Annotated in this window: 11 protein-coding genes; 6 read left to right on the top strand and 5 right to left on the bottom strand. The window is 36.9% G+C overall.

Translation table 11 applies throughout. The annotated features are described in order from the left end of the window. The first annotated feature begins 168 nt into the window (after positions 1–168). Positions 169–1710: an Rne/Rng family ribonuclease gene (locus LB452_RS06420; RefSeq protein WP_224460908.1), complete on the top strand. Its 1542-nt coding sequence runs from the start codon at positions 169–171 to the stop codon at positions 1708–1710. Positions 1711–1798: 88 nt separating this feature from the next. After that, positions 1799–2290, top strand: a complete 492-nt coding sequence (locus tag LB452_RS06415; RefSeq protein ID WP_224460907.1) for a regulatory protein RecX — start codon at positions 1799–1801, stop codon at positions 2288–2290. On the opposite strand, the gene LB452_RS06410 is transcribed toward LB452_RS06415, so the two are convergent. The 3 genes from LB452_RS06410 to LB452_RS06400 all read right to left on the bottom strand — a co-directional run bounded on the left by LB452_RS06410 (position 2291) and on the right by LB452_RS06400 (position 5570). After that, positions 2291–3169, bottom strand: a complete 879-nt coding sequence (locus LB452_RS06410) for a cupin-like domain-containing protein (RefSeq protein ID WP_224460906.1) — start codon at positions 3167–3169, stop codon at positions 2291–2293. A gap of 77 nt (positions 3170–3246) precedes the next feature. Further along, a complete protein-coding gene (bioB, locus tag LB452_RS06405; RefSeq protein ID WP_224460905.1) occupies positions 3247–4335 on the bottom strand; it encodes a biotin synthase BioB in 1089 nt (362 codons plus the stop codon). An 80-nt stretch (positions 4336–4415) separates the two neighbouring features. Then, positions 4416–5570 carry a beta-ketoacyl synthase N-terminal-like domain-containing protein gene (locus LB452_RS06400; protein ID WP_224460904.1) on the bottom strand — a complete coding sequence of 385 codons (1155 nt, stop codon included), beginning with the start codon at positions 5568–5570 and terminating at the stop codon, positions 4416–4418. A 179-nt stretch (positions 5571–5749) separates the two neighbouring features. Between LB452_RS06400 and LB452_RS06395 the strand changes: the two genes are divergently transcribed. From LB452_RS06395 to LB452_RS06385, 3 genes are read left to right on the top strand one after another with little or no spacing between them, the layout of a single operon-like run. Beyond that, positions 5750–6913 carry a PSP1 domain-containing protein gene (locus tag LB452_RS06395; protein WP_224460903.1) on the top strand — a complete coding sequence of 388 codons (1164 nt, stop codon included), beginning with the start codon at positions 5750–5752 and terminating at the stop codon, positions 6911–6913. After that, positions 6900–7397 (top strand): gliding motility lipoprotein GldH, encoded by a 498-nt coding sequence (locus LB452_RS06390; protein WP_224460902.1) that lies wholly within the window; start codon positions 6900–6902, stop codon positions 7395–7397. Before LB452_RS06395 ends, LB452_RS06390 begins: the two co-directional genes overlap by 14 nt. Positions 7398–7414: 17 nt before the next feature. Continuing rightward, positions 7415–9739, top strand: a complete 2325-nt coding sequence (locus LB452_RS06385) for a penicillin-binding protein 1A (protein WP_224460901.1) — start codon at positions 7415–7417, stop codon at positions 9737–9739. Here the strand turns inward: LB452_RS06385 and LB452_RS06380 are convergent. Then, entirely contained in the window at positions 9736–10188 is a 453-nt protein-coding gene (locus LB452_RS06380) for a 6-pyruvoyl trahydropterin synthase family protein (RefSeq protein ID WP_224460900.1), read from the bottom strand. The genes LB452_RS06385 and LB452_RS06380 overlap by 4 nt on opposite strands. Positions 10189–10563: 375 nt before the next feature. Between LB452_RS06380 and LB452_RS06375 the strand changes: the two genes are divergently transcribed. Beyond that, complete coding sequence (locus LB452_RS06375; protein ID WP_224460899.1) at positions 10564–11205, top strand: 2OG-Fe(II) oxygenase; 642 nt, start codon at positions 10564–10566, stop codon at positions 11203–11205. Positions 11206–11228: 23 nt separating this feature from the next. Here LB452_RS06375 and serA read toward each other — a convergent pair whose 3' ends face one another. Beyond that, the gene (gene serA, locus LB452_RS06370; protein ID WP_224460898.1) at positions 11229–12464 is read right to left on the bottom strand and encodes a phosphoglycerate dehydrogenase; all 1236 of its coding nucleotides are present in this window, start codon (positions 12462–12464) and stop codon (positions 11229–11231) included. Positions 12465–12528: the final 64 nt, after the last annotated feature.

Here is a 12528-nt window from a genome sequence, read left to right as displayed (position 1 = left end):
TTTCATAACTACTTTTTCCTATTCAATACGTTCTTTGACATTGAAGTTCAGAACATTGAATTTCTATATTAATTTTAATTGTAATCCTTTTCTGAAAAAGAATTATCAGGATTACTTATGTATAATTCTAGTTTGTAAATTATTACAGACTAACTAAATCTAAAAAGCGTGACTAAGGAATTAATAGTACGTTCTAGTTCCGACGCTGTAGATTTTGCCTTATTAAAAAATGGAAGACTCATAGAGCTCCATAAAGAAACAGAAGGTTTCGATTTCTCTGTTGGTGACATATTCTTAGCTAAAATAAGAAAAGCTTTGCCAGGCCTTAACGCTGCATTTGTCAATGTAGGTTATGAAAAAGATGGTTTTTTGCATTACCATGACTTGGGTCCAAACGTCAAAACAATGTTGAAGTTTGTGAAAAAAGCGACCTCCAATCAATTGAAAAATTTCTCATTGAGAGATTTTCCTTTTGAAGAAGAAATCGATAAAAATGGATCGATAGCAGATACGCTACACTCCAACCAATCTGTTCTTGTACAAGTAGTAAAAGAACCTATCTCCACAAAAGGCCCTAGATTAAGCAGCGAGCTTTCTCTTGCAGGGCGCTATATTGTTTTGGTTCCTTTTTCGGATAGAGTTTCAGTTTCACAAAAAATTGAAAGCAAAGAAGAAAAAAATCGACTCAAACGATTAGTAAAAAGTATTAAACCCAAAGGTTTTAGTGTCATTATCAGAACTGTTGCAGAAGGCAAAAAAGTAGCTGATATAGATAGAGACCTTCAAAATTTGATGAAACGATGGGAGAATATGTGTAAAAAGCTAAGCAAAGCACATCAACCCTCGAAAGTTTTGGGTGAGCTTAATAAAGCTTCATCAATATTAAGAGACATGTTCAACGATTCATTTACATCGATAAGCGTAGATGATGATGTTACATTTACACAAATAAAAGATTATGTCGGAAAAATATCTCCAGACAGTGAATCTATTGTTTCTCACTATAACTCAAAAGTTCCCATATTCGAAAAGTATGGAATTGAAAGACAAATCAAAACGTCTTTTGGAAAAACCGTAACCATGAAGAAAGGAGCTTACCTAGTCATAGAGCATACAGAAGCTATGCACGTGATCGATGTCAATAGTGGAAATAGAAGTAATAAGGCCAAAAATCAAGAAGATACAGCACTCGAAGTCAACATGATAAGTGCCACAGAAATTGCACGTCAGTTGAGATTAAGAGACATGGGAGGAATCATAGTCGTGGATTTCATCGACATGAACAACCCAGACAACCGAAGAAAACTTTATGAACATCTTAAAGATGAGATGAGTGATGATAGAGCAAAACATAAAATTTTGCCCCCTAGTAAATTTGGTTTAATCCAGATCACAAGACAGCGTGTTCGTCCAGAGATGAACATTAAGACTAGTGAAAAGGATCCAAATTCTGATGGTGAAATTGAAGCTCCAATCGTAATTGTAAACAAAATCAATGCGGATCTGCAAAAGATCTTAAAGAAAGGAAATAAAAAGATAACGCTTACAGCACATCCTTTTATAGCTGCCTATCTTATGAAAGGCTTTCCTTCTCCGAGAAGCAAATGGTTTTTTGATTTCAAAAAGTGGGTTAAAATCCAACCGAGAGATGCTTACAATTACTTAGAATATCATTTCTACGATCAAGATGGATCAGTTATCAAAGTATAAGTTGTTGAAATAAAATTTAAAGCCCCATATTCCATTGAGAGTATGGGGCTTTTTGTTTTTGTATTTTTGCAATTCTATTTTACTGAAAATGCCGAAAGAAAATTTTAAACCCAAGAAATCATTAACCGTAGACGAAGCTCTTCTAAAGGTGATGAATTACTGCGTTTATCAGGATAGATGTCATCAGGAGGTGGAACAGAAACTATATGACCTCGAGATGTATGAAGATGCTAAAGCCTACATTATTACCAAACTTATTGAAGAAGATTTTCTTAATGAAGAACGCTTTGCCAGAAGTTATGCACGTGGCAAATTCAGAATAAAGAAATACGGGCGTTTAAGAATAACCCGAGAATTGAAAGCTAAAGACATATCTGCATATAATCTTAAAGCTGGTCTGTCTGAAATTGATGAGGATGATTATCTCAACACACTCAGAGACTTATCTGAACAAAAACTGAAAACCATAAAAGAGCCAAATGACTATAAAAAGAGGCAAAAGTTGTATCAGCATCTGGCTTACAAAGGCTACGAAACGGAGTTGATTTATGATGTAATCAATGAGTTACTCCCCATGTAATTACTTTTCTAATCGCTCATTTTGTCGACGATATGCCCTCTTATTTTTGTAGTCAATCCAATCCTCTCCTTTAAATTTTCGCATAACATTCTCAAAACCTCTCATAATGGTTAAGTTGTAGAGCGCTTTACCTAAATTTTTAGCACTTTTTGGTAAAGTTCTCAAACTCATGGAAAATCCTGGGGTTAAGTAAGTCATGTTATGCCAATAACCTTCTGGCATATACAAGGCTTCTCCATGTTCTAGATAAGCTTCGTAACCTTTAGCTAGTTTTAAAGCGGGGAACTTTTCTAAGTCAGGATTATTGAAATCTATTTCGTTTAAACTAATCAGCGCATTGGGGACTTTATAAAGAAATTTAGTTTCTGAAGGCGGGTAAATAATACAACGCTTTTTACCCTCAAAATGAATATGAAGAATATTAGCAAAGTCGATGTCATAATGCATAAACACTGAAGAATTCTCAGCTCCAAAAAACAGAAATGGGAGTTTTTCTAAAAACTTAATTCCAAGGTTTGGCATTTTAAAATGTTCCTGAAGCTCAGGAACTTCCTTCATTAAATTAAAGAGAAAGATTCTATATTGGGTAGGTCCTTTTTTCAAAAGATCTACATAGTCCTTGAGTTTCATTTTTGCATGAGGCTCATTGAATTTGTCTTTTGCAGAAACTGGACGGTTATCGTACAAAGGTACCTCTACCTCACCAGCAATGTCTTTTAGATAGGCAAGGGACCACTTTTCATAAGCTGGCCAGTCATGTGTGAGTTGTTCAATGACGACAGGCTTTTGAGGCTTCACATACTTCTCAACAAAATCTTGCGGAGAAATTGTTGCTACCCTATCTACAGGTTGTAGGTTGAGTTTTTTGTTAGGATTCATAACATACAAAAATAAGCTTCATTTCGGGATCTGCCAAAATGAAGCTTATTGTAACTTTTAGGTAAGTTTATAAGGTGCTAAGCTTTAGTCTTAGCTTTTTGTTTTGCCTCAACATTACGTTCTATCGTATGTCCAGGTCTTGACCATTTTGGCTTTTCACCAAGTGGTTTGTATTGAGATTCTTCGGCTGAAACCGATTGTGGCTGAGATTTTTTCTCGAAAGGTTTTTGTGGTTCAAGACCTAAAAGCTTAAACATTTCCATGTCTTCATTCACATCAGGGTTTGGCGTGGTCAACAATTTATCTCCTGCAAAAATAGAATTCGCACCGGCAAAGAAACACATCGCCTGGCCTTCCCTACTCATGTCCGTTCTACCTGCAGAAAGTCTTACTTGAGTTTCTGGCATGACGATTCTGGTGGTGGCTACCATACGCAGCATTTCCCAGATGGATACTTTTTGTTGCTCTTCCAGCGGTGTTCCTTCAACAGGAACCAAAGCGTTAATCGGTGTAGATTCTGGTTGTGGATTTAAAGTAGCCAGCGCCACCAACATGCCTGCTCTATCTTCCAAAGATTCACCCATACCAATGATTCCTCCACTACAAACGGTCACATTGCTTTTTCTTACATTACCGATTGTATCCAATCTATCTTGATAACCTCTGGTGGAAATGACTTCTTTATAATATTCTTCTGAAGAATCTAAGTTGTGGTTGTAGGCGTAAAGTCCAGCTTCTGCCAAACGTTGTGCCTGATTTTCTGTCACCATACCCAAGGTACAGCAGACTTCCATATTCAATTTATTGATGGTTCTCACCATTTCCAAAACGTTATCAAACTCCTCTCCGTCCTTTACATTTCTCCATGCAGCACCCATACACACTCTTGAACTTCCAGAAGCTTTTGCTCTCAAAGCTTGCGCTTTCACCTGCGAAACGCTCATCAAGTCATTGCCTTCAATATCGGTGTGGTAGCGGGCCGCTTGCGGGCAATAGCCGCAGTCTTCCGGGCAACCTCCTGTTTTTATAGACAGCAAAGTAGACACTTGTACTTTGTTGGGGTCGTGGTGTATTCTATGAACAGTAGCCGCTTCGTAAAGCAACTCCATTAAAGGCTTATTATAAATTTCTAAAATCTCTTCCTTGGTCCAGTCGTTTCTTGTCATTGTATTTTATTTAATAACCCAAAAATAGAAAAAACAAGTTGTATTATCTATTCTGAAAAATATTTGAGTCAAATTAATTTCTATTGTATAGGTTTCTCTAGCAAAATGCTCACCGCATTTCCTCCAAAACCCACAGCATTCACCAAAACAGATTCTACGGGTTTTGAAGATTTTGTTTGCTTATAAAATGGATTTTCGAAAAACTCACCAGTCTTCAGCATCAACAAAGCCATCTCGACATTCAACATGCCTGAAGCCCCAAACGTATGACCCAACTTCCATTTGTTAGTGGTGAGGAAAGGTGAAGTTTCAAATGTTTTTTGAATGGCGCTCACTTCCGCTTGATCTCCCTTTTTTGTTCCTGGGGCATGCAAAACTATGGCATCTAAAGAACTTCTTCCTGCTTCTTCCAATGCCATTGTCATGGATTTTTGAAAGCATTTGGCATCCGAAGAAATGGAAATGTTGTGAGTGATTTGCTCCGTCGCATAACCAAATCCTGTGATTTGCGCTAAAGCATTTTCTGATGATTTTGACATCACTGCCGTAGCAGAGCCCTCTCCAAGAATAAGAGTATTTTGAAGTTTGTTGAGTTTTAAACTTTCACAAGGAAATTCAGTGTTTAGTTTTGAATAAAGCTTCAGAGCTTGCATTTGAGCAATGGTAAATTCTGTCAAGGGCGCTTCTGAGCCTCCAACTAAAAACAGATCGCACATATCCGCCTGAAGCCAGGCTTTGGCGTTCAACATGGCATGTAAGGCTGTAGAGCAAGTAATAGAATGACTTATGTTTGGCCCTTCAACGCCAATATCCTGAGCTACCCAAGACGAAATATTTCCCAAAGTGGTGGTTGGAGAGGTTAAAGGTGATAATTTCTTGCCTTCCAAAAAATCTTTGTGATGATGTTCAAATAAAGCTGTAGCTCCACGCGAAGAACCGATATTAATCCCTGTGGATTCTGGTCTAAAGTCAAGCTTTGAAATTGCTTTTCTAGCCGTAAAAATGGCCATAAGCACAGACTTGTCCAGATCTTTATATCTGGTATTTTCTTTAGAAAGTTTATCAATTTCTTTTGAAGAGGATATAGGAAGACTAGCGCCGAGAACAGAAGTATTTTCCCATTCCAACTTTGAAAAATGAACAGTGTCATTTTGGTAATTGTTCAATATAGTTTCCTGATTATGCCCTAAAGCAGAAATAGATCCGAAACTGTTGATGTATATAGGGTGTTTCAATCTAACTTAATTTTTGAAGCAAAGATCGAAAAAACTTAATCTACACGCTATCAAATTCAGAATAAGTCCAAAAAAGCAATATAAGGTCTCTAGTAATTATTTGGTATCTTTGAAGTTCTAAATAAGAATAATTAATCTTCAGCGTTTTAAACTAAGAAACGCTTCAATATATATAATTTATGGGATGTAGCACTTGCTCGACCGGAAAGGATGGTCAACCTAAAGGCTGTAAAAATAACGGGACATGCGGAACAGATGGATGTAATAAGCTAACGGTTTTTGACTGGTTGTCTGATGTTGAGCTACCAGGAAATCAAAAGGCTTTTGACTGTGTCGAGGTTAGATTTAAGAATAGTAGAAAGGAATTTTTTAGAAATACCGAAAATTTGACGCTTTCTATTGGAGACATTGTAGCCACTGAGGCTTCTCCAGGTCATGATATTGGCATCGTCACACTTACCGGGGAATTGGTAAGGGTACAGATGAAAAAGAAAAATACAGACCCAACTTCAAAAGAAGTGGGCAAAGTTTATAGAAAAGCCTCTCAAAAGGATATAGACGTTTGGCAAGCTGCGAGAGAACGCGAGGACAAGATGAAGGTCAAAGCTAGGCAAATAGCTATACGCCTGGACTTGAGAATGAAAATAAGCGATATCGAATTTCAAGGGGATGGTTCTAAAGCTATCTTTTATTATACGGCTGAAGAACGCGTTGATTTTAGACAACTGATAAAAGAATTTGCCTACGAGTTTAAAACTCGGATTGAAATGCGCCAAATAGGCTTTAGACAAGAAGCAGCAAGACTTGGCGGAATTGGTTCCTGTGGTCGTGAGCTGTGTTGTTCTACCTGGTTGACCGATTTTAGAACGGTAAAAACTTCGGCGGCGAGATATCAACAATTGTCCTTGAACCCTCTAAAACTTGCTGGACAATGTGGAAAATTGAAATGTTGTCTCAATTACGAATTGGACACTTATCTTGAAGCCCTGAAAGACTTTCCAAGACAAGATCAAAAACTGACGACCCAAAAAGGTGATGCCGTTTGTCAAAAAATCGACATTTTCAAAGGCAAACTATGGTATGCTTATGAAAAAGAATACAACAACTGGATTGAACTGGATACAGATGCTGTAAAAGTGATTTTGAAAGCTCAACGGGAGAAAAAACCTGTGGCAAGTCTTGAGGAATTTACTACTGAAGTTACTCCTGAAAAGACAGAATTTTCCAACTCGTTTGGTCAGGATAGCCTAACTCGTTTTGACAAACCAAAACGAAATAAGCCTAAAAATAAGAGAAAGTCAAATAAAAATAAGAAGTCGAAAAGAAACAATGCAAACTCATAAACTCTGCTTTCTGGTTGGCTTTTGTGTGTTTTTAGTCAGCTGTCAGGATAATGTCATGTATTCTGATTATAAAAGTTTTGATTATGGCTGGTTCAAAAGTGATACTTTGATGTTTGATATTCAAGCACCAGACACCATCAAACCATACGATTTATTTTTTGTGACAAGAGTGAACCAGGATTATGAATTCAACAATCTATACCTCATCGCCAACATTTCATTTCCCAATGGGAAACAAATTGGAGATACTTTGGAATATGAAATGGCTGAATCTGACGGAGAGTTAATGGGCAAAGGTTTCGGAAGTGTAAAAGAGAGTAAATTGTGGTATAAATCAAATGTAATTTTTACTGAAAAAGGAGATTATACTTTAGAAGTAAAGCACGCCATGCGTAAGTTTGAAAAAGTAGAAGCGCTGGATACATTGCACGGAATAATGGACTTTGGTGTACATTTGGAAACCATCAAACCGACTGAAAATTAATGTTTTTTTAAATTATTATGAGTAAAACATCAACACCAAAAAAGGGATTCAAGAAATATATACTTGGCTTTTGGATAGTATTCTTTGTAGGAATCCTAAGTGTTATCTTTATTTTCCTTCTGGCTAGTTGGGGTGCGTTAGGACCTATGCCTACTTTTGAAGAACTTGAAAATCCAGAAACAAATCTTGCTACAGAAGTAATTTCTGCGGACGGGCAAACTCTTGGAAAGTACTTTAAAGAGAACAGAACTCCCATCAATTACGAAGATCTTCCAGATCATCTCATCAACGCTCTTGTTGCAACCGAAGACGAAAGATTTTACAGCCATTCCGGTATAGACGCCAGAGGTACCTTGAGAGCTGCTATTTATCTTGGTAAAAGAGGTGGTGCAAGTACAATTACACAACAACTTTCCAAACTTTTGTTTACAGACCCCAACAAGAGTGGAACTTTCAATAGGATAATTCAAAAAGTAAAAGAATGGGTGATTGCAATTCGACTAGAAGAACAATACACCAAAAATGAAATTATCACGATGTACCTAAACAAGTTTGATTTTTTGTATCAGGCTGTTGGGATACGTTCTGCTTCAAGAATTTATTTTTCAAAAGAACCTAAAGATCTTACGGTAGAAGAATCTGCTACACTGGTAGCTATGTTGAAAAATCCTATTCTTTATAATCCTGTAAAAGACCAGTTCAAAGAGAATTCTGAACAAAGAAGAAATCAGGTCTTAAAACAAATGGAGAAAAATGGATTTATTAATCAAAAAGTGAAAGATTCTCTACAGGATTTACCGCTTGTAACTTACTTTTCTCCAGAAGAGCACGACGATGGTATTGCGACCTACTTTCGAGCTTACGTCCAGGAATTTATGAAAGACTGGATTGAGGATAATCCGAAACCAGATGGGAGTTCTTACAGTATGTATAGAGATGGATTAAAAATCTACACCTCGGTAGATTATAAAATGCAAGCCTATGCTGAAACAGCAGTTGAGAAACATCTCAAAAATCTGCAGAAAGAATTTGATCGTCAAAATCAAAATAACAAAACAGCTCCCTTCAGAAGTATTGATGCTTCAGAAATAGAAAGCATTCTTAAAAAGGGAATGAGAAATTCTGACCGCTACAAAAGAATGAAGCGAAGAGGAATTGAAGAAGATTCTATCATGGCTACCTTTAACAGAAAACGCGAAATGCGCTTATTTTCTTGGAATGGCCCAATTGATACCTTAATGACTCCAAAGGATTCTATCAGATATTACAAATCATTTTTGAATACTGGAATGATGTCCATGACTCCACAAACCGGAGAGATAAAAGCCTGGGTAGGTGGTGTAAATTATAAGTTTTTTAAATACGAGCATGTTAAACAGGCAAAACGTCAAGTGGGGTCTACCTTCAAACCATTTGTGTATGCTACTGCAATAGATCAATTGCATTATTCGCCGTGTAAGGAATTTCCTAATACACCTTATACCATACCTAAAGGAAAACATGGTGTTACCGAAGACTGGACGCCCTCCAACGCTGGCGGTGATGATGATTATGGAGGTATAAAGACTTTGAAACAAGCTTTGGCCGAATCTATCAATACTATCACAGCCAGAGTAATTGACAGGACTGGTCCCGAAAGTGTCATCAATTTAATTGACAAGTTAGGCATTGATACATCACGAATACAACCTGTTGCTGCTATAGCTTTGGGTACTGCAGATATAAGTGTTTACGACATGGTTTCGGCTTATAGTGCATTTGCCAACAAAGGCGTTTACGTAAAGCCTTATGCCATACAGCGTATAGAAGATAAAAACGGAACTATTCTTTACCAACATCAGCCGCAAAGTCGTGATGTCTTAAGTGAAGAAGCAGCTTATGTTACTATACAGTTATTAGAAGGGGTTACTCAATCTGGTTCTGGTAGACGACTAAAATCAAATTCTGATTATGCTAAAAATAGCGAACCTTATAAAAGAGCTGTGACCGGATATCCTTATGCTTTTGAGAATGATATCGCAGGAAAAACAGGAACCACACAAAACCAAAGTGATGGTTGGTTTATTGGAATGGTGCCCAACCTTGCTACAGGCGTTTGGGTAGGCGGTGAAGACAGAAGTGTAAGATTTGAAACTATCGCTTACGGTCAGGGAGCAACCTTAGCTTTACCTATCTGGGGGATGTACATGAAGGATATTTATGCGGATGAAAGCTTGGATGTTTCAAAAGAAAAGTTTGAAAGACCCGATAATCTTAGTATTCAAGTTGATTGTGACGAATTTTCTGAAGATGAAACAGGCGAAGAAAAAGAAGAGACCACAGAATTTGAAATAGACTTTTAACTATTATCACTGGCGTACCATTCTGCGAAAGCAGTTCCGGTTTCTCTAAGTTTGAGGGAATGTAACTTGATGTCTTTAGCTAACTTTTTAGAAATCTTTTCAGCAAAATCAGCTATCATATTTTCACTTGTGGGTTGATAATCTACAAGAACAACATTATGTCCGGAAGATTTTAAATACTCTGCGAGTTCAATATGCGGCGTGTTTTTATTGAGTAGAATAGCGTGATCCATAACGTCTACAACCTCGGTTTTCACAATTCGTTTGAGGTCGCCAAAGTCAATCACCATTCCACATTTGACATTGCTTATATCGGTTATAGGATTTCCTATAACAGTCACATCCAGACTGTAACTATGCCCGTGAACATTTTTACATTTCCCGTCGTAACCGTAAAGAGCGTGAGCAGTTTCGAACGTAAATTGTTTGGTAATTCTAATTTTTGCCATAATCTCAAATATTGCTGCAAAGATACTGGAATTATAAAATTATAAGGTTACGGGATTACATTCATTTTTGATTCTCAAGTCTTCAAAAAGTCTCTCAATACTTCTAAGTGAAAAAAATAATTGATGGTTTTCTCTGACCAATAGTCTAGTGCTAGAGGGCAAACAAAAAAAGAATACGAATATCAAGTGAGCTTTTAGAGGTTCTGTTAGGCAAAATCATTTCCCAAGAAACAAGTAAGGTTATTTAGCAATGAAAATAGCATTGAATTTTGAGTTTGAAAATCAAGAAAAAAATCCTCAGCGAAGAATCAAAAAATTAGAACAGCCTAAAGTATTAAAAAACTAAATTTGAAAATTATATTTTAACGATCTCAGATGACTAAAACACTTTTGACAGAGGCTATTTCTTCAGTTGAAAACCCTCTTTATGAGCTCATTATTTCTGATATTTTAGAACAAGGCTATTCCATATGTGATACTTTTCTTGAAGAATCTCTGGTAGACCTTTTAAGAATTGAACTTAAAACTTTATACAATCAAAGCAATCTTAAAAAGGCTGCTATTGGAAATAGGGTAAATGAATCAATCGAAAAAAGCATCCGTGGAGATTATATCCAATGGATAGACGAACTCAAAGCAAATTCAGTAGAAAAGCGTTTTTTTCAACAGATTCATCATTTTAAAGACTATTTGAACAGAACTTGTTTTATGGGACTTTTACATCAAGAGTTTCATTATGCAGTCTATCCCAAAGGAACTTTTTATCAAAAGCATATAGATACCTTTCAAAATGATGATAGACGTAAGCTTTCTATGGTGTGCTACCTCAACGATAATTCTTGGAAAACGACCAATGGAGGAGAACTCATCTTATATCCAAAAGGAAAAGAAGAAATCACAATATATCCGTTACCAGGAAGAGTTGTCATTTTTGAAAGCCAGGTTCTTGAACATGAAGTAAAAGAAGTCCTCAACGAGGAAAGACTAAGTATTACTGGCTGGTTAAAGACCAGATAAGTACTCAGTTAAATATTTTTTTACTAATAAAGTATCCTTACTTTTATGGTATGTTCTATTTGCCTCAGCTCTTTTAAGGTGTCTAGAGAGTCGTTTTTAGCAATGTCCAGTACAACATAACCTACATCAATATTAGTGCTCAGATACTGTCCCAGGATGTTTACATCCAGCTTTGAGATCTTGGAGTTAATTTCAGAAAGGACTCCGGAAACATTTTTATGAATATGGAGTATTCTATGTGTGTCTTCCATTTTTGGTAAGGACAGTTCTGGAATGGAATGACTACCAATGCTTGAACCACTTTCAATGTATTTTATCAATTTTGCTGACACATCCAGACCGATATTCCATTGGGCTTCTTCTGTCGAACCACCAATGTGCGGCGTCAGAATAACATTAGAAATATTCTGAAGTGGTGAAGAAAACTTTTCAGCTTTGTTCTTTGGCTCTTCAGGAAAAACATCAACGGCTGCTCCACCAATTCGTCCATCTTCCAAAGCTGTTTTCAAAGCTTCAATGTCTACTACATTACCACGGCTCATGTTGATCAACATCTGCCCCTTGTTAAACCAGCTCAAAACTTGTTTATCAAAAAGATTTTTGGTTCCATTGGTTCCTGGCACATGAAGCGTGATCAAATCACAATCTTCAATTAGAGTTTTAAGATCGGTGACTTCTTCGGCATTTCCCAGTGGTAATTTATTTTCCACGTCATAATAAAACACCTTCAATCCCATGGCTTCGGCCAAAATCGAGACCTGAGAACCAATATGACCATAGCCTACAACGCCAAGTTTCTTGCCTCGAATTTCATGGGCATTGGTAGAATCTTTATCCCATTCTCCGGCGTGAGCCGCTTTATCTTTGTCTGGGATACGTCTTATCAACATAATAGCAGAGGCAATCACCAACTCTGCCACAGACCTCGTGTTGCTAAACGGCGCATTGAAAACGCAGACACCAGCTTTATTAGCAGCATCCAGATCAACCTGATTGGTACCAATACAGAAACAACCAATGGCGACTAACTTTTTGGCTTTTTGAATAACCTCCTCCGTCAGTTGCGTTTTGGACCTCACACAAACCACTTTTGCATCTTTCAAAACTTCATCCAATTCTTCACCAGATAAAGCACCAGGATACTGTTCGATTTGAGTATACCCAGCCTTTTTAAAAGATTCTACAGCCGATTGACTTATACTTTCCAAAATAACAATTTTCATTTTACCTTTTGGAAAAGACGTTTTTAATGGTGACATAGTGATTGTGTATTGAGAATTAAAAGACTCTAAATTATAAAATTACATTAAGGCAATACTTTGT

This window comes from Psychroflexus longus (assembly GCF_020164595.1).
GTDB classification, from domain to species: domain Bacteria; phylum Bacteroidota; class Bacteroidia; order Flavobacteriales; family Flavobacteriaceae; genus Psychroflexus; species Psychroflexus longus.
This window is presented reverse-complemented; position numbering and strand designations above follow the sequence as displayed.

What these genes read in the sequence shown, in the direction of transcription:
- LB452_RS06415 (WP_224460907.1), top strand. Translation starts at nt 1,799, where the DNA reads ATGCCGAAAGAAAATTTTAAACCCAAGAAATCATTAACCGTAGACGAA.
- LB452_RS06410 (WP_224460906.1), bottom strand. Translation starts at nt 3,169, where the DNA reads ATGAATCCTAACAAAAAACTCAACCTACAACCTGTAGATAGGGTAGCA.
- bioB (WP_224460905.1), bottom strand. Translation starts at nt 4,335, where the DNA reads ATGACAAGAAACGACTGGACCAAGGAAGAGATTTTAGAAATTTATAAT.
- LB452_RS06395 (WP_224460903.1), top strand. Translation starts at nt 5,750, where the DNA reads ATGGGATGTAGCACTTGCTCGACCGGAAAGGATGGTCAACCTAAAGGC.
- LB452_RS06390 (WP_224460902.1), top strand. Translation starts at nt 6,900, where the DNA reads ATGCAAACTCATAAACTCTGCTTTCTGGTTGGCTTTTGTGTGTTTTTA.
- LB452_RS06385 (WP_224460901.1), top strand. Translation starts at nt 7,415, where the DNA reads ATGAGTAAAACATCAACACCAAAAAAGGGATTCAAGAAATATATACTT.
- LB452_RS06380 (WP_224460900.1), bottom strand. Translation starts at nt 10,188, where the DNA reads ATGGCAAAAATTAGAATTACCAAACAATTTACGTTCGAAACTGCTCAC.
- LB452_RS06375 (WP_224460899.1), top strand. Translation starts at nt 10,564, where the DNA reads ATGACTAAAACACTTTTGACAGAGGCTATTTCTTCAGTTGAAAACCCT.
- serA (WP_224460898.1), bottom strand. Translation starts at nt 12,464, where the DNA reads ATGTCACCATTAAAAACGTCTTTTCCAAAAGGTAAAATGAAAATTGTT.